Source organism: Streptomyces xanthophaeus, from assembly GCF_000725805.1.
In the GTDB taxonomy this organism is placed as follows: Bacteria; Actinomycetota; Actinomycetes; order Streptomycetales; family Streptomycetaceae; genus Streptomyces; species Streptomyces xanthophaeus.
The window spans coordinates 207,746-224,487 of record NZ_KL647135.1; the positions used below are offsets into that span (position 1 = coordinate 207,746).

The window sequence follows — 16,742 nt, forward strand, 5'->3', positions numbered from 1 at the left end:
AGTGCCTGCGGAATGCTGTGCTCCGGCGAGTAGGTGTGGACACGGCGTTTTCGGAAGCGCCCATAGACGGCTACGGCCCTGGCCAGGGCCACAGTGGGGCTGAAGCGCACGAGTTCTTCTAACGGCTCGGCCAGCCGCTACAGGCAGGACGAGCCCGGCTGGCCTCGCGGCCCATTTGTGGACCGGCCGGACGTGGCAGACCGCTTCTAGACTTCGGATCCTGGCGGGGGCACTTCGCAGGAAGTGCCCAAAGACCCCGCCATCAGCGAGTTCGCTGAGACGGGGTCTTCGCGTATGTGCAGCCAACTGCCTTGCAATTGCGTAGTACTTGTTCTTGCGCGCGCCCGGGAGGGGCGACCACACCTCGGGCTGACCCTCGAAGTCGCCCGGATGCGTGTTCTGTTCACGCGCACCTCGGCCGCCGGGCCGGCCTCGGAGTGGGTCGGGGTTCTTGCCGTGGTCGCTCGCCCAGCGGCGGCTGTCCCTCCTGGCCGGTTCGCGTATCCCGCCAGTCGAACGTGTTCCGGTGGTCTGTACGAGGGAGGTGGGGTGGGGTCTGTGGGTTTGGGGGATGGGTACGGGTGGGGGGCGTGCATAGGGTGGTTCGTGAGGCCGCTTTGTGCCGTTGACCTGGTGCTTTGTGGCGAGTGAGCTCTTACGGGATGGGGCGGCACAGATGCGTGAGCTGGTGGAGACGGCGCGGCAGTGGCTGGCCGAGGGGCGGGCGGGGGATCTGGCCCGGCCCGTGACCGAGCAGGGGTTCGGGCCCCGGGACCCGGCCGGGGCCGTGCTCGTCGACGCGCAGGGGGAGTGCGTCGGGGCGCTGTACCGCGGGGTCTTCGACGCCGAGCTGGCCGCCGAGGCCGGGGCCATGGCGGACGGGGACACCGCGCGGGTGTGCGAGGTGTCCGTGCGCGGGGCCGAGGCCGTGGCGGCGAAGCTGACCTGCGGTGGGCAGGCGGAGATCCTGCTCCAGCCGCTGACGGCGATCCCGGCCGAGTGGTGGGAGCTGCTCGGTGACGGGGCCGGGGTGGCCTTGGTGACGCGGCTGAACGACACCGCCGACCAGGCGGTGAGCGAGGCCGTACGGGCCACGGACGCCCCGCGCGACGACGCCGGGCGGCGGGCCGGGGAGCTGCTGGCCACGCGCCGGCCCGGGCGGGACGCGCTGTACGGGGAGTCCGGGCTGGTACTGGTGGAGGCGTACCCCTCGGCCCCGTACGTGGTCATCGGCGGCGGGGGCGAGCTGGCCGAGATCATCGAACGGCAGGCCGCCCTGCTGGGCTGGGGCGCCGTGACCGTGGAGACGGCGGCTCAGGCCGGGAAGGTGCTCGGTGACCACCGGGACGCCGCCTGCCTGGTGCTGCTCAGCCACGAGCCCGACTTCGACGTCCCGACGCTGCGCACGGCGCTGGCCCTGGGGATCCCGTACGTGGGGGCGCTGGGTTCGCGGCGGACCACGGCCCGGCGCCGGGAGGGGCTGGTCGCCGCCGGGGTGGGCGAGGCGCAGCTGGGGCTGGTGCACGGGCCGATCGGGCTCGACCTCGGCGCCCGGACGCCGGCGGAGACGGCGCTGGCCATCTGCGCGGAGATCGTGGGCGTGCTCAGCGGGCGCGAGACCCGGGCACTGCGCGACTCCGACGGCCCCCTGCGGGGCTGAGCGGCGGGGTTGAGCGGCGGTCCGGGCCGGGGCGCGCACGGGTGCGGAGGCGTACGGGGGTTGGGGCGCGCCGGGGTTGGGGCGCGCGGGGGTTGAGGGTTCCGCCGCGGTGGATCAGCCCTCGCGCAGGGCGGCGTCCCCGACTGCCTGGGCGTGCCGGGCCGGCCGCCCCTGGTGGAGCCGGGGCTTCGCACCGGTCCCCCCGCTACGGCCGCCCTCACGACCGGGTCGTCAAGGCGGGCCGGTCCGGGCGGTCGTGAACACACGATCCGGCCCGGGCAAGCGGCTCGGCGGTGACCGCTGCACACGCCTCGGCCGGGTCCCGAGGTGCGCTGAACGGTGTTCCGTGCGCGCGGTGTGTAGCCCGGCTGCCGCAACGCAACCGGGCCACAGTGGCGCATACCGGACCAATGTGCGGGAAAGTGGGGGGTATGGACACGACCCTGAGCGTGGACTCGACCCTTACCGACATCGCGTGGTTCCTGGTCGTCGGGATCATCGTCGCGGGATTCCTCCTCGGCGCCTTCTGGCTGGGAAAGAAGGTCCGCGCACAGGAACCCGCGCCGCCCTCCGCCGAGAGCCAGCCACACCTGCCGGAAGGCGGGGCCGTCTACGAGGTGCGCGAGGAACGCGAGCACGTGGAGATCCCCGAAGGCGGCCTGAGGCCGCACGAGATGCAGGGCTACGGCAACTTCGGCTCCACCACCTCCACCCACCCCGTCGAGGACAGGGCCCGGCGCGAGTCCGGCTTCGGGCACCCGCAGGGACCGCCACCGCACGCCCAGCCCGGCGCTCCCCCGGACGCGGGGAGCGGCGCCCACAGCTGACCCCGGGACCCCACGACCCCACGACTCCACGACTCCACGACTCCACGCTTACGCCTCCCCTCTGGCCCGCGCCCCCCGCGCGGGTCAGAGGTCCGTCCGCAGCCGCAGCACCTCCGGCGGCGGGTGGCGCGCCGAGGCGTAGCGGACCTCCGCCGTGAGCGGCGGGTCCAGCTGCCGGTACGGGACCTCGCCGAGCCCGATCGCGGTGACGGTGGCCCCGGCCGGAGCAGTGGACGCACGGGCAGCCACGGTCGCCGCCACCTCCGTACGCAGCGCCGCGGACAGCGGGCTCGACACCAGGGGTGTCTCCTCCCCCACCGGCAACACCAGCACCAGGGCCAGCGGCCGCCGCGGGGTCCCCGTGTACCCGACCACCGCCGCGTCCCGTACGTCCGTGTGGCGCAGCTTCTGCCAGCCGCGCCGCCCGGCCGGGTAGGTCTGGTCGAGCCGTTTGACGACGAGGCCCTCGATGCCGCTGGCGGGCAGGGTCTCGTACCAGGTCGCGGCCAGTTCCGGGTCGGTCGTCATCGGCACCGGCTGCAGCGGGGGCCCCAGCGGCAGCAGCAGGTCCACGAGGAGCGCCCGCCGCCGCTCGTACGGGCGTCCGCGCAGGTCGAGCCCGGCCAGTTCGAGTACGTCGAAGGCGGCGTACGAGGCCGGCAGGCTCTGCGCGAGTACGGCGGCCCGCGCGGCCGTGGCGGCCGCCCGGCGCTGTACGAGGGCGAAGTCCGTGCGCCCCGCGTGCCAGACCACGACCTCGCCGTCGAGGACCGTCCCGGCGGGCAGCATCCGGGCGGCGGCGGCCAGGTCGGGGAAGGCGCTGGTGACGATGCGGCCGGAGCGGGCCTGGAGCACCACGCCCTCCTCCGAACGGAGCACGACCAGGCGGTGCCCGTCGAACTTCGGCTCGTAGGCGAGTCCCGTCCCGCGCGGCAGGGTGCGCACGGCGGCGGCCAGCGCGACCTTGATCACGACCGCTCCCCGGGCAGTCTCCCGGCGCGGCCGGGGTCGGTCAGCGGGCCGAAGAGGTCGCCGTCGCGGTCCAGCCTCGGTGCGATGTCTCCGGCGAGGAAGACCAGGTCGGCCGGGTCCCGGCAGGCCTCGACCTCTGCCCAGGACACCGGGGCGGACACCGTCGGGCGGGCCCGCGCGCGCAGGGTGTAGGGCGCGGCGGTGGTCTTGGCGGCGGAGTTCTGGCTGTGGTCGACGAAGACCTTGCCGGGGCGCAGGGCCTTGGCCATGCGGTGCACGACGAGGCCGGGGAGCTCGCGCTCGGCCTCCTGGGCGAGCAGCTTCGCGTACGCCGACACCTGCTCGGACGGGGCCGGCTCCAGGGCCACGGCCAGGTGCAGCCCCTTGGAGCCGGAGGTCTTGGCGTAGGCCTCCAGCCCGTCGCGGGCCAGGCGCTCGCGCAGCCAGAGCGCGGCGGCGCAGCACTCGACCACGGTCGCGGGCGGGCCGGGGTCGAGGTCGAGGACCAGCCGGTCGGCGACGGCCGGGCGGCCGGCGGTCCACTGGGGGGTGTGGAACTCCACGACCAGGTTGGCCGCCCACATCAGGGTGGCCAGATCGGCGACGACCACCTGTTCGGCGGAGGAGTCCTCGGAGCGGGGCACGGGGGTGGTCTTCACCCAGTCGGGCGTGCCGGGCGGCGGATTCTTGGTGAAGAAGAGCTGGCCCGCCGGGCCGTCGGGATAGCGCAGGAACGACACCGGCCGGTCGTGGACGTGCGCGAGCAGGGGGCCCGCGACGGTGGCGTAGTAGTGCAGCACCTCGCCCTTGGTGAAGCCGGTCTCGGGATACAGGACCTTGTCGAGATTGCTGAGCGCGATGCGACGGCCCTCCACCAATGTGATCGGCGTCATACGATGAGACTGCCACGAATCAGGAGGAACCGTGCGATCCATTTGGAACGGGGCGATCTCCTTCGGCCTGGTCAGCATCCCGATCAAGCTCGTGAACGCCACCGAGAGCCACTCGATCTCCTTCCGCCAGATCCACCTCGCCGACGGCGGGCGGGTCCGCTACCGCAAGGTGTGCGAACTCGACGGCGAGGAGCTGTCGGGTCCCGAGATCGGCAAGGGGTACGAGCAGCCCGACGGGTCGCTCATCCCGATCACGGACGAGGACCTCGCGCAGCTGCCGCTGGCGACGGCGCGGACGATCGAGATCATGTCGTTCGTACCGGCCGACGAGATCGATCCGCTCCAGATGGACGCGGCGTACTACCTGGCGGCGAACGGGCCGACGGCCGCGAAGCCGTACACCCTGCTGCGGGAGGCGCTGAAGCGCAGCCGCAAGGTCGCGATCGCCAAGTACGCGCTGCGGGGGCGGGAACGGCTGGGCATGCTGCGCGTCGTCGACGACGTGATCGCGATGCACGGGCTGCTGTGGCCGGACGAGATCCGCGTGCCGGAAGGAGTGGCACCGGATGCGGAGGTGTCGGTGCGGGACGCCGAACTCGACCTGGCGGACGCGCTGATGGCGACGCTGGGGGAGGTGGAGATGTCCTCGCTGCACGACGACTACCGCGAGGCCGTGGAGGCGATGATCACGGCGAAGGCGGGCGGGGCGTTCGAGCCGGCGGAGGCGGTGGTGGAGCCGGCGGGCGGGCAGGTGATCGACCTGATGGCCGCGCTGGAGAAGAGCGTCCGCGCCGCGAAGGCCTCGCGGGGCGAGGAGGACACCGGCCCTGCGGAGGTGACCCCGATCCGCGGGAAGGCGGCGGGTACGCGGGCAGGTACGGCCGCGGCTGCTGCTGCGCCGAAGGCGGTGGGCGGGAAGAAGTCGACGGCGGCGACGGCGAAGAAGACCGCCTCGGCCGCGACGAAGAAGACCACGGCGAAGACGGCCAAGACGGCGAAAACAGCAACCAAGGCGACGGCCAAGTCGACCACGGGCAAGGCCGGTTCGGCCACGGCGAAGAAGACGGCCGCCACGGCGAAGAAGGCCGCCCCCACCCGGAAGCGCACCTCGGCCTGACCGGCCTGACGCCCGAACCACCCCGGCCGGCCTGCCCGCGCCCGCGCCCGTGCCCGCGGGCAGCAGGGGAACCCCGGCTACGGCAGCCTGCGCGGCCAGGGCTCCGCCCGTCGTCCCGCGGCCCGGGCATCGAGCCGGTGGCGGCCGCCGGCCAGTCGGGCCGCAGCCCGTGCGGCGGATCGGCGTCGCCGTGCACCGGCGGCGGCCGGGCGGGCCGCAGCGCCCGCGTCGACCCGACACCGTGGCGGCCCCCGCCCCGTCGGCGGGTCCCGCGTAGACCCGACACCGTGGCGGCCCCCGCCCCGGCGGCGGGTCAGTGGGGGCGGGGCCCCGGGCGGGGGTTCGGGAACCACGTGCGAGTGTCTCGGGCTCGGGCGAACAGGGCTTCCACCGCTCGCGGTTGGAGCGTCGTCGGGGATTCGGCCAGGGTCGGGCCCGCCGTCAGGGGATGCAGGACGCGGATGTCGTGGACGGTCGGGGCCACCTCGATGCGGGAGGCCTCGACCACCGCCAGGGCGGGCGTGACCGGAGTCGCCAGGGCGATGCCCGCGCGGAGCGCCGCGCGGCGGGTCCAGCGCGGGTCCGGGCGGGGTTCGGCGCGCCCCACGGTGAGCAGGAGGTCCCCGACGGACGCGCGCTGGCGGCGGCACGGCACCGTACGGACGCAGAGGATCCCGGCCGGGCCGATGAGCAGGTGGTCGATGCGGCCCATGCCCGGGAGCGGTACGCAGTGCAGGACCCGCCAGCCCTGCGGTTCGAGGGCTTCCAGGGCCTCGCCCATCCGCTGCTGCGCCGCCAGGTCCTGGCGGACGCGGTGCCGGGCGCGGGTACCGGCCGAGCCGTGGTCCAGCTCCCCCAGCAGGGCCTCGCCCGCCCGGTTCGGGGCGAGGTCCGCGTCGGCCGGCAGGGACAGGCGCAGCAGGTCGGCGGCCGTCGGGACCGGCGGCGGACCGATCGAGACCGATCCGGTCAAGTAGGGCCGCAGGACCCGCAGTACGTCTTCCCGGTGGTCCTCCGCGAGGACGCTGATCCGGTTGGTCTGCCGGTCGTACCAGGCCACTGCGCTGCCGTCGGGCAGGTTGACGTACAGCCGGCCGCGGCCGGGCCGGCCGCTCGGCAGCACCTTGAGTTTGCGCATCACCCTCACCCCCGGCATCCATGGGAGCAGCCGGGGCGCCGTGCGGCAATCCCCCGGTTGTGTAACGACTCTGCCGGAACCCTGCGGCCTCGCTGTTACAAGAACGGGGCTTCGCCGCAACGGCCGGGGCCTAGGTTGGACCACGCCTGGACCCACCTGCACCCACCTGAACTCACCGAAGGACACCCGTGAGCACCGTCAGCCGCCGCACCCTCGTTCGCGCCGCCGCCGTGACCGCTTGTGCCGGAAGTCTGCTGGCACTGCCCGCCGCCGCGGCCCTCGCCGAGGGGGTTCCGGCCGCCTCGTCCGCGCACTCCGCGGCCCCGCAGCGGACCCTCGTCAAGAGCCTCTCCCTCGCGGACGGGGTCTCCACGGCGAAGGTCTACCGGGTCGCCGAAGGCGTCTACCGGGCCGACATCCTGACCTCCGACGGCCGCACGGCCACGACCCTGAACAGCCGGGACGGCGTCACCGCCGTGGGCTCCGCTGGCGAACTGCACGCCGCCCTGGACTCCGAAGGCCGGCTGACCTCCTGGGTGGGTGACGCTCCCGCGCGGGGCGGCGACCACACCGTCGCGGGCGACGGGTACAAGACCGGGACGCGGGGCGCCGGAACCGGGGGCGGGCAGGTCGTCCCCGCCTCGGTGCCGCGCCCGGGCCCCGCCACCGGCACCGACACCTCCTCCGGCGGCGCGGACGGCCGGTCCGTCGCCGACGGGCGCGGCGACGTGCTGCGCCTGGAGACGCTGGCCGACGGACCGGGCGAGGGCGTGCTGCTGCTCGCCGCGGGCGGCGGCATCGCCGCGATCGGCGCTGCCGGGCTCGGCTTCGCGATGCTGCGCCGCGGGCGTACGAACGGCTGACGCCGGGGCCTCTCCGCGCCCGCGTCGGACCACAGGGTCAATTAGGACGAAACTCCGCATATGGTTGACGTGACCGATCGTCGTACCGCGGACAGAAGGGCGTAACGGGCTGTGAAGACCTCTCCCTTCCGTACGGCCACCCCTGTCCCGACGGTCGTGACGGCCCTGGCCGTGCTGCTGGCCCTGCCGCTGCTGGCGGGCTGCGGCGAGGCCGGCGGGCTGGCCGGCGCCGGCCCCACGCCCACCGCGAGCGGGCCCGTGCACCTGTGGCCCGGCCGGCAGCAGGCCACCGTGCCGCCCGCCGATCCGGGCGGCGCCCCGCCCGAGTACGTCAAGGGGATCCCGCCCGTCCGGGACCAGGACGTGCACGAGGTCGATCCGCTCGCGCTCGTACAGGCCGAGGTGCGGACCCACCCGGACACCTTCAGCGGCAGCGACGCGATGCCCGCGGAGACCGCCGCCGCGATCACCGCGTGCGGGAAGGACGGCCAGGACCCCGCGGCGTGCCCCGTGCTGACCCCGTACTACCGGGACCTCACCGGCAACGACCGGGACGAGCTGATCGTCGGCATCGAGCTGCCGGACCGGATGATGTCGGTTCGGGTGTACACGGCGGACCCCGACGGCCGGCTCAACCGGATCATGGCGACCACGCAGACCGTCATCTCCGTGGAACTGGCCGGACGGGACGTGGTCCTGCGCGTCCCCAGCGGCAACAACGGCTACGAGCTGATCACCGCCTGGTCCTGGGACGGGAAGCAGCGCTCCATGCTGCCGACGCGCGAGGAGATCGTACGGGTGCCCTCGAATCCCCAGCCCCAGACGCAGACCCCGACCCAGACCCCGACCCCGACGCAGCCCCAGACGCAGACCCCGGCCCCGGGCCCGAGCCCCGCGCCGAGTACGCCGTGAGGCCCCGGCTCCCCGCCTGGACGGCCTCGCTGACCTGGAAGTCGGCGTGCTTCATCGTGGTGATGTGCTGTTCGCTCGCCGCGGTGCTGGGCGTGCTCGTGCACGTGGAGGTGACCCGCCAGACCGTGGCCACGGCCCGGGAGAAGGCCCTCGGCAAACTGCACGACGTCTCGCGCGCGTACGAGGCCGGCGAGGCCCTGCCGCCCGAGTCGGGGCTCGATCCCGAGGGCCTGCCGGCGAAGCTGCGGACCCTCGCCCTCAGCGGGCACCGCGGGACGGTCGTGGCCGACTGGATGGGCCGCCCGGTGATGTGGGCCGCGGCGCCCGCGGACGGCCGGGCGCTGGCCGTGGTCGTCGACTACGGCCAGAGCGCGCGCACGATCAGCGGCCTGGACAACGCGATCATCGGCTCGTCGGTCCTGGCCATCGGCGGGACCCTGCTCGTGGGCGCGTTCGCCGTGACCCGGGTGACGCGGCGGCTGCACCAGACGGCGACGGTGGCCCGGCGGATCACCCAGGGCGACCTCGACGCGCGCGTGGCCGATCCCCGTACGAAGGACCCGTCGCGGCACCAGGACGAGGTGGCGACCGTCGCCGGGGCGCTGGACACCATGGCGGGGAGCCTGCAGGCGAAGCTGCTGAGCGAGCAGCGGTTCACGGCGGACGTCGCGCACGAGCTGCGCACGCCCCTGACGGGACTGCAGGCCGCCTCCGAGCTGCTGCCGGAGAGCCGGCCCACGCAGCTCGTGCAGGAGCGGGTCCGCACGATGCGGCAGCTGACGGAGGACCTGCTGGAGATCTCGCGGCTGGACTCGCGCAGCGAGCAGGTCGAGACGGACCTGCACCAACTGGGGCGGCTGGCGGGGCGGGTGGTGCGGGCGACCGGTACCGGGACCGAGGTGGTGATCGTCCAGGACGGGCACGTGGAGACGGACCGGCGCAGGCTGGAGCGGGTGCTGGGGAACCTGGTGGCCAACGCCCACAAGCACGGCCGCCCGCCGGTGGTGCTGACCGTGGACGGCCCGGTGATCAGCGTGCGGGACCACGGGGACGGTTTCCCGGAGTACCTGCTGGCGCACGGACCGCAGCGGTTCCGTACGGAGCCCGGGGCCGGGGTGAAGGGCCACGGGCTCGGGCTCACCATCGCCGTCGGTCAGGCGCAGGCGATCGGGGCCCGGCTGGAGTTCCGCCGCGCGGAGGGCGGCGGAGCCCTGGCGGTCCTGACCCTGCCGGACGCCGGCCCGGACGCACGCCCGGGCACGGGCCCCGCATAGGGCCCCGGCGCCGAACCGGGCACCGGCCCCCCCTTGCCGGAGCCGGAGCCGCACCCGCGGCCGGATTCGCAGCCGCAGCCGCAGCGATCCCACCGCCTAGGGGCGAGGGGTCTTCGTCCACGGCCAGCGCGGCTTCGGCTTCACGCCCTCGGGGCTGTGCACGTACTTCCAGCCCTTCTGCAGGTGCAGCCGCTTGGAATAGCCCGAGGGGACGCGCTCGTACAGCAGCACCGTCGGGGGGCCGCCGTCGGCCGCCGGGACCGGGATCTCGTACCACTTCGGGGGGTGGCCGGTCATGCCGAGGAGGATCGGGAGGACCCGGCCGTCCATCGGGCCGCCCTCGAAGGGGGTGGGTTGGCTTCTCACCCCACCAGTGTCACAGGAGGTGGGCCGCCTCGGAGACCACCGGGATCACCCGGCGGGCCAGTACCCCGACCGGTCCGTCCGCCGCTTCCAGGGCCAGCGCCGCACGGGCGGCGGCCGCCGTCTCCGGGTCGGTGGCGGCGGTGGCGGCCAGCAGGGCGATGAACTGGTCCACCAGCCAGTCGCGGAGCTCGTCCACTCCGGGCTGCTTGCCCTCGTCGATCCAGATCAGCGAGGCCGCCTCCACGGCGGTGATCCACGTCCGGACCATCATCCGCAGCCGCGGCCCGGGCACCGGCGCCCCGAGGTGGACGAGGATCTGCTGCGCGGCGGCCCGGCGGATGCCGTCCACCGTCGCGGTGGTGCGGGAGGTCTCCACGACGCTGCCGCCCTGGAGGAGGGCGGCGAAGCCCGCGTCGTGCTCGTCGACGAAGGCCAGGTAGCGGTCCAGTGCCCGGGACAGGCGCTGGGTCAGGGGACCTTGCTGCGGTTCCGCGAAGCAGAGTTCGAGGACGTCGGCCGCCGAGCGCAGGGCGGCTTCGTACAGCTGCTGCTTGCCGCCCGGGAAGTAGCGGTAGACGAGCGGGCGCGAGACCCCGGCGGCCTCCGCGACGTCGTCCAGCGAGACCTCCTCCGGCGCCCGGTGCGCGAACAGCGAGAGGGCCGCGTCGAGGAGCTGGGCCCGCCGCTCCTCGACGCTCAGCCTGCGGTAGGCGCGTACGGTCATGCCCGCAGGGTAACCCCACGGCCGCCGCGGCCGGGCGGGAGACGGCCTACGCGAGGAGCCCCGAGCTCTTCCACAGCTTGCGGCCGACCCCGCGCAGGATGCCGATGTCGTCGAGGAAGTCGGTGAGCCGCTTCGCGCCGGTCTGCATGACCTCGCGCCGGTGGCCGCTCGCCTTGACCTGGGCGAGGGCTTCGCGGCGGTCCAGGCCGATGTTCTCGTAGACCTGCGGGTTGACGAAGGCGAGCGAGAAGACGCGGGCGGCCTCGCCGCAGCTGATCCGGGTCAGTTCCTGCTCCCAGCGCGGGGCGGTGAGCATCTGGCGGCGCAGTTCCTCGCGGGCGTAACGGACGTGCCGGGCCTCCTCGATGACGTGGATCCGGGTGACTCCGCGCACCAGCGGCTGGATCCGCTCGTCCGGGAAGGTCAGGCGCTGCATCCAGTCGAGGATCTCCTCGCCGAGGAGGGTGCAGGCGAAGGAACCGGGGGTGGTGGAGACGGTCTTGAGGATGCGCGCCAGGTTGTGGTTCACGCGCGAGACCGGGTACTCGGGGGCGCCGCCCTTCTGGATCATGCGGGCGAACATCATCGAGTGGCGGCACTCGTCGGCTATCTCGGTGAGGGCGTAGCGGACGTGGTTGCTGGTCAGCGACTTGTCGTAGATGTGCCGGACCAGGAGCTGCATGAGGATGATCTCGAACCAGATGCCGAGCGAGCCGAGGGCCGCGGCCTCGTGGCGGGAGAGGTCGATGCGCTGCTCCTCCCCCATCTTCTTCCACAGCGGGGTGTCGTAGAGCGAGAGCAGCTCGGGCGGCCAGTAGTACTTGCCCTCGATCACCGGGGCGTCCCAGTCGAGTTCCTTGTCGGGGTCGAAGGAGTGCTTGGCGGAGGATTCGAGCAGCCGCTCGGCGATCTGCTCGCGGTCCTTGAGCAGGCCGAGAGCGTCCCTCAGCGCGGCTCGATCGGTCACGGTCGTCATGGCTTCGGACACCTCGTGGGTGGGTTACCGGCGGTCACTTCTTATGAGACTGCTTGTCAGCAAGGTCGTCAATCCCCCGCGCGCGACTTGTTGACCGACCGTCTACCAACGTGTGACGCTGCCAACCATCCACTCCTGTACGGCAGTCCGTGTGACGAGGAGGCGTCAGTGTCGACGCACGAGCTCTACACCAACGGCCCGGGCGAGGGCGTCTGGCAGGTACCCGCCTCCGGATCGGCCCGCTTCAGCTGGGAGTACGACGGAGGCCGCGAACGCCTCCTCGCGCTCTACCAGAAGGGCAAGGACAAGCAGTGGGACGGCGCCAAGCGCATCGCCTGGGACATCGAGGTGGACCCCTACGATCCGCTCGGCACCCCCGACGAGGTGCTGACCCTCTACGGGACCCGGCACTGGGCCAAACTCACCGAGAAGGACAAGGGCGAACTGCGCCGGCACTACTCCTCCTGGCAGTTCAGCCAGTTCCTGCACGGCGAACAGGGCGCGATGGTGTGCGCGGCGCGCATCGTCGAATCGGTGCCGGACCTGGACGCGAAGTTCTACTCCGCCACCCAGACGATGGACGAGGCCCGGCACGCCGAGATCTTCGGCCGCTTCCTCCACGAGAAGGTCGGGATGCTCTACCCGGTCAACGACAGCCTCCAGGAACTGCTCGGCGACACCCTGCGCGACTCCCGCTGGGACATGCCCTACCTGGGCATGCAGGTGCTGATCGAGGGGCTCGCCCTGGCCGCCTTCGGCATGATCCGCGACACCACCGACAAACCGCTGCCCAAGCAGATCCTCGCCTACGTCATGCAGGACGAGGCCCGGCACGTGGCCTTCGGCCGGATGGCCCTGCGCGACTACTACCGGCAGCTGACCGAGGCCGAACTCCGCGAGCGCGAGGAGTTCGTGATCGAGGGCTGCTACCTGATGCGGGACCGGCTGCGCGGGGTGGAGGTGCTGGAGAACTTCGGCATCCCGCGCAAGGAGGCGGAGCAGTTCAGCGAACAGTCCGAATTCCTGCACCTGTTCCGTAAGCTCCTCTTCAGCCGCATCGTCCCCTGCGTCAAGGACATCGGCCTGTGGGGCGAACGGCTCCAGAAGGCCTACCTGGACATGGGCGTCTTCGAGATGGGCGACTCCAACCTCGACCTGCTGATGAGCCAGGACGAGGAGATCGCCGAGGCCCTCGACCGCGAACGGTTCGCGGCCGAGGAGGAACTGCGGGTGGCGGAGGTCGAATCCGCGATCCGCGAGGGCAGCACGGACCGGACCCCCTAGTGCGGTGACCGGAAAGGTCCACCGGGTCGTCGTGCCCGCCCCTCATCTCCCGGACAGGGCGGCCTCCATCACCGCCCGCGCGATCGGCGCGGCCGCGCCGTTCCCGCTGATGTCGCCCCGGACCGCCGACGCGTCCTCGACCACCACCGCCACCGCCACCGCCGGCACGGCGGCGTCCCGCGCCCTGGCCCAGGAGATGAACCAGGCGTACGGGGTGCCCGCGTTGCCGACGCCGTGCTGCGCGGTGCCCGTCTTGCCGCCGACCACCGCTCCGGGGATCGCGGCGTTCTTTCCGGTGCCGTCCTCCACCACCTTCACCATCAGCTCCTGGAGGCGGTGGGCGGTGGCCGGGTTCATGGCCCGGCCCAGGCTGCGCTGGTCGGCGCGGCGGACCGGGTCCCCGTCGTCCTGCGTGGTCCGGTCCACCAGGTAGGGCGTCTTCACCTCGCCCCCGCCGGCGACCGCGGCCGCCACCATCGCCATCTGCAGCGGCGTGGCCTTGGTGTTGAACTGCCCGATGGAGGACAGCGCGAGCTGGTCCTGGCTCATGTCGGTGTCGAAGTTCGACCGCGACACCCACGACGGCACCCGCAGCCCCTCGTCGTTGAACCCGAACCGCTCCGCAGCCTCCACCATCCCCCGCAGCCCGACCCGCACCCCGATCTTCGCCATCACCGTGTTGCAGGACCACTGCACCGCCTCCGCCATCGAGGCGTCCTGGCAGCCGGTGGCCGCGTTCGGCAGCAGCGTGCTCGTGCCCGGCAGCGGATAGGGGTCGGGGGTCTCGGTCGGCGCGTCCACATCGGTGACCACCCCCGAGTCGAGGGCGGCCGCCGCCGTCACGATCTTGAACGTGGAACCGGGCGGGTACGTCTCGCGCAGGGCCCGGTTGAGCATCGGCTTGGCCGGGTCGGCGTTCAGCCGCGTCCAGGCTCCCTCGACCCCCGCACCCGTGCCCGAGAGCACCGAGGGGTCGTAGGAGGGGCTGCTGACCAGCGCCAGGATCTTCCCGGTGGCCGGCTCCACGGCGGCCACCGCTCCGCGCTTGCCCGCCAGCCCGGCGTACGCCGCCCGCTGGAGGGCGGCCCGGATGGTGGTGGCGGCGTTCCCGCCGCCGGGGCGGCCGCGCGCCAGGTCGTACCAGAGCGGGAAGGCGGACAGGCCCGGATCCGTCCCGGACAGGACCCCGTCCTCGGCGCGCTCGACGAAGCTGGTCCCGTACGTCTGCGAGGAGAAGCCGGTGACGGGCGCGTACAGCGGGCCGTCCGCGTACGTCCGCTCGTAGCGCAGCAGTTGGCGGCTGTCGCGGGAACCGGTGACGGGCCGCCCGTCGACCAGGATGTCCCCGCGGGGTTCGGCGTAGCGCTCGACCATGGGCCGCTTGTTGGCCGGGTTGGCCCCGTAGGCGGCGGACTCCCAGACCTGCACCCGGGCGATGTTGACGAGCAGCGCCACGAGCAGCAGCGCGCAGAAGTACGCGCACCAGCGGATGTAGCGGATCACTCGGCGGCCTCCTGCGGTTCGGGCCTGCGGGCGCTGTCGCTCAGCCGGACCAGCAGCGCGACGATGATCCAGTTCGTGACGACGGAGGAACCGCCCTGCGCCAGGAAGGGCATGGCCATGCCGGTGAGCGGGATGAGCCCGCTGACCCCTCCCGCGATGACGAACACCTGGAGCGCGACGATCGAGGCCAGCCCGGTGGCGAGCAGCCGGCCGAAGGGGTCGCGCAGCGCCAGGCCGGCGCGGAAGCCTCGGGACACCAGCAGCCCGTAGAGCAGCAGGATCGCGGTGAGGCCGACGAGGCCGAGCTCCTCCCCGGCGGTAGCGAGGATGAAGTCCGACTTGGCGGCGAAGCCGATCAGGAAGGACTGCCCGTGGCCGAGCCCGGCGCCGAGCAGGCCGCCCGCGCCGAAGGCGAAGAGGGACTGGGCGAGCTGGCCCGGCCCTTCACCGCGGTCGATGGAGGCGAAAGGATTCAGCCAGTCGTCCACGCGGCTGTGCACGTGCGGCTCGAAGGTCCCGACGGCGTACGCGCCCACCCCGGCGAGGACCAGCCCGATCGCGATCCAGCCGATCCTCCCGGTGGCCGTGAACAGCATGATCACGAACAGCCCGAAGAACAGCAGCGAGGTCCCGAGGTCCCGCTCCAGGACGAGCAGGCCGACGCTGAGCAGCCAGATGGCGAGGATCGGACCGAGCACGCGGCCCGGAAGCAGCCGGAGCTTCCAGAACAGCCTGCGGCCCGTGAGCGCGAGGGCGGTGCGGTTCGCGGCGAGGTAGGAGGCGAAGAAGACGGCCAGCAGGATCTTGGCGAACTCCCCCGGCTGGAAGGACAGTCCGCCGAACCGGATCCAGATGTGGGCGCCGTTGACCGCCGGGAAGAAGACGGGGACGAGCATCAGCCCGAGGGCCGCCGCGACCGACAGGTACGCGTAGCGCTGGAGCACGCGGTGGTCCCGCAGCAGCACGACCACCAGGACGAACAGCGCCACCCCGAGCGCGGACCAGCGCAGCTGGTCCCCGGCGGTGAGGTGGCCGGGCGTGGTCACGTCGAGGCGCTGGATGAGCACCAGGCCGAGCCCGTTGAGCAGGAAGGCGATCGGCAGCACCAGCGGGTCGGCGTACGGGGCCCGGAAGCGGACGGCGAGGTGCGCGAGCAGGGCGGTGACCGCGAGCCCGGCGGCGTAGCGGGCGGCCGGACGCGGGATCCGGCCGGTGGTGGCGAGGCCGACGTAGAGGTAGCCGAGGACGGAGACCAGGACGGCGCCGGCGAGGAGCGTCAGCTCGACGCCGCGGCGCTTGGGAGCGCGGGCGTCAGGAGGCGGGGGCGCGGGCTCCGCCACCTTCGCCGTCAGAGCGGTCATACGCGAAACGTAGCAAGCAGACGGATGCTATGTCCGCTTATGTCATAGTGTGCCGAAGAGTCGTCAGAATCGGTCAGGAGTGAGGAGCCGAGACACATGGGACCTGTGGAATTCATCGTCCTCGCCTTCCCGGAGGAGCAGCTGCGGGTACCGGCCGTGGAGGCCGTGATGGGCCTGCGGAAGACCGGGGTCGTCCGGCTGATCGACGGACTCGTGGCCACGAGAACCGCCTCGGGCGACGTGCTCGCGGCGGAGTTCGACGAGTTCGAGGAGCTACGGGGCCTCCTGACGGGCCGGGACGCCGCACGGCTGATCGGGCCGGAGGACGTCCAGGAGGCGGCGGGACTGCTGGAGCGCGGGAGCTGCGCACTGCTGCTGGTGGTCGAGCACGTGTGGGCGCAGGACGCGGCGCTCGCCGTACGGGCCGCAGGCGGCCGGATCGTCGGCTCGGTCCGCATCCCGCCGGACCGCATCGCGGCCGGCCCCCGAGCGGGGGTGTCCTGATGTTCATCCGACCCGTGGGGCCGACGGTGCACCCGGCGAGCCGCCCGCCGGGCCACCCGCTGCTGCGGGGCCTGCTGGCACGGGCGGCGGGGGCGGCCGAGGCGCCGGACGCCTCGGGCGGGGCGGGCGGGGCGGGCGGGGGGGGGGCCCCCCCTGCCCTCCTTGGCCCACGAGGGCCACCTGACCCCGGAGGAGTTCACGACGGCGAAGGCCCGCCTGCTGGGCGGGGGCTGAGGGGGGGCTTCGGGGGCCTGTTACCCCTTGGCCGCATCAGAGAAGTCTTGGGGGATTCCCGTCAGTCCCACGGTCCTTCCGTGCCGGGCCGGGCCCTCAAGGGCGCTCCCTGCGGTCGCGTCGCTTCGCGATGG

At 73.2% G+C, this 16,742-nt stretch carries 16 protein-coding genes; 8 read left to right on the top strand and 8 right to left on the bottom strand.

The genetic code is table 11. From position 1 onward, the window contains the following. Positions 1-676 precede the first annotated feature (676 nt). Positions 677-1,660 (top strand): XdhC family protein, encoded by a 984-nt coding sequence (locus IO30_RS0136925; RefSeq protein WP_031150568.1) that lies wholly within the window; start codon positions 677-679, stop codon positions 1,658-1,660. A gap of 431 nt (positions 1,661-2,091) precedes the next feature. Then, complete coding sequence (locus IO30_RS0136930; protein WP_031150570.1) at positions 2,092-2,487, top strand: DUF6479 family protein; 396 nt, start codon at positions 2,092-2,094, stop codon at positions 2,485-2,487. Positions 2,488-2,571: 84 nt separating this feature from the next. Here the strand turns inward: IO30_RS0136930 and IO30_RS0136935 are convergent, their stop codons facing one another. After that, positions 2,572-3,456, bottom strand: a complete 885-nt coding sequence (locus IO30_RS0136935) for an ATP-dependent DNA ligase (protein ID WP_031150574.1) — start codon at positions 3,454-3,456, stop codon at positions 2,572-2,574. Then, positions 3,456-4,352 carry a non-homologous end-joining DNA ligase gene (gene ligD / locus IO30_RS0136940; protein WP_031150576.1) on the bottom strand — a complete coding sequence of 299 codons (897 nt, stop codon included), beginning with the start codon at positions 4,350-4,352 and terminating at the stop codon, positions 3,456-3,458. Before ligD ends, IO30_RS0136935 begins: the two co-directional genes overlap by 1 nt. Positions 4,353-4,383: 31 nt before the next feature. Here ligD and ku point away from each other — a divergent pair, with 31 nt between their 5' ends. Continuing rightward, the gene (ku, locus tag IO30_RS0136945) at positions 4,384-5,469 is read left to right on the top strand and encodes a non-homologous end joining protein Ku (RefSeq protein ID WP_031150578.1); all 1,086 of its coding nucleotides are present in this window, start codon (positions 4,384-4,386) and stop codon (positions 5,467-5,469) included. A 313-nt stretch (positions 5,470-5,782) separates the two neighbouring features. Here ku and IO30_RS0136950 read toward each other — a convergent pair whose 3' ends face one another. Beyond that, positions 5,783-6,607, bottom strand: a complete 825-nt coding sequence (locus IO30_RS0136950) for a nuclease-related domain-containing protein (RefSeq protein WP_051902817.1) — start codon at positions 6,605-6,607, stop codon at positions 5,783-5,785. A gap of 188 nt (positions 6,608-6,795) precedes the next feature. Here IO30_RS0136950 and IO30_RS0136955 point away from each other — a divergent pair, with 188 nt between their 5' ends. The 3 genes from IO30_RS0136955 to IO30_RS0136965 all read left to right on the top strand — a co-directional run bounded on the left by IO30_RS0136955 (position 6,796) and on the right by IO30_RS0136965 (position 9,656). Further along, positions 6,796-7,470, top strand: a complete 675-nt coding sequence (locus IO30_RS0136955; RefSeq protein ID WP_031150581.1) for a hypothetical protein — start codon at positions 6,796-6,798, stop codon at positions 7,468-7,470. A gap of 111 nt (positions 7,471-7,581) precedes the next feature. Then, on the top strand, positions 7,582-8,382 hold the full coding sequence (locus tag IO30_RS0136960) for a hypothetical protein (RefSeq protein ID WP_063768160.1): 801 nt from the start codon (positions 7,582-7,584) through the stop codon (positions 8,380-8,382). Beyond that, positions 8,379-9,656 (top strand): sensor histidine kinase, encoded by a 1,278-nt coding sequence (locus tag IO30_RS0136965; protein ID WP_051859111.1) that lies wholly within the window; start codon positions 8,379-8,381, stop codon positions 9,654-9,656. The genes IO30_RS0136960 and IO30_RS0136965 overlap by 4 nt, the downstream gene beginning before the upstream one ends. A 96-nt stretch (positions 9,657-9,752) precedes the next feature. On the opposite strand, the gene IO30_RS0136970 is transcribed toward IO30_RS0136965, so the two are convergent. From IO30_RS0136970 to IO30_RS0136980, 3 genes are read right to left on the bottom strand one after another with little or no spacing between them, the layout of a single operon-like run. Next, on the bottom strand, positions 9,753-10,022 hold the full coding sequence (locus IO30_RS0136970) for a hypothetical protein (protein WP_031150587.1): 270 nt from the start codon (positions 10,020-10,022) through the stop codon (positions 9,753-9,755). A gap of 10 nt (positions 10,023-10,032) precedes the next feature. After that, positions 10,033-10,746: a TetR/AcrR family transcriptional regulator gene (locus IO30_RS0136975; protein ID WP_031150589.1), complete on the bottom strand. Its 714-nt coding sequence runs from the start codon at positions 10,744-10,746 to the stop codon at positions 10,033-10,035. Positions 10,747-10,792: 46 nt separating this feature from the next. After that, positions 10,793-11,722 (bottom strand): AurF N-oxygenase family protein, encoded by a 930-nt coding sequence (locus tag IO30_RS0136980; RefSeq protein ID WP_031150591.1) that lies wholly within the window; start codon positions 11,720-11,722, stop codon positions 10,793-10,795. Positions 11,723-11,890: 168 nt separating this feature from the next. Here IO30_RS0136980 and IO30_RS0136985 point away from each other — a divergent pair, with 168 nt between their 5' ends. Continuing rightward, the gene (locus IO30_RS0136985) at positions 11,891-13,006 is read left to right on the top strand and encodes a ferritin-like domain-containing protein (protein WP_031150592.1); all 1,116 of its coding nucleotides are present in this window, start codon (positions 11,891-11,893) and stop codon (positions 13,004-13,006) included. A gap of 42 nt (positions 13,007-13,048) precedes the next feature. Here the strand turns inward: IO30_RS0136985 and IO30_RS0136990 are convergent, their stop codons facing one another. Both IO30_RS0136990 and IO30_RS0136995 read right to left on the bottom strand, forming a co-directional pair. Further along, the gene (locus IO30_RS0136990) at positions 13,049-14,509 is read right to left on the bottom strand and encodes a penicillin-binding transpeptidase domain-containing protein (protein ID WP_031150593.1); all 1,461 of its coding nucleotides are present in this window, start codon (positions 14,507-14,509) and stop codon (positions 13,049-13,051) included. After that, positions 14,506-15,870 carry an FtsW/RodA/SpoVE family cell cycle protein gene (locus IO30_RS0136995; RefSeq protein ID WP_031150594.1) on the bottom strand — a complete coding sequence of 455 codons (1,365 nt, stop codon included), beginning with the start codon at positions 15,868-15,870 and terminating at the stop codon, positions 14,506-14,508. Before IO30_RS0136995 ends, IO30_RS0136990 begins: the two co-directional genes overlap by 4 nt. 96 nt (positions 15,871-15,966) lie before the next feature. Between IO30_RS0136995 and IO30_RS0137000 the strand changes: the two genes are divergently transcribed. Continuing rightward, positions 15,967-16,374 (top strand): DUF6325 family protein, encoded by a 408-nt coding sequence (locus tag IO30_RS0137000; protein WP_037896228.1) that lies wholly within the window; start codon positions 15,967-15,969, stop codon positions 16,372-16,374. The last annotated feature ends 368 nt before the right edge of the window (positions 16,375-16,742 follow it).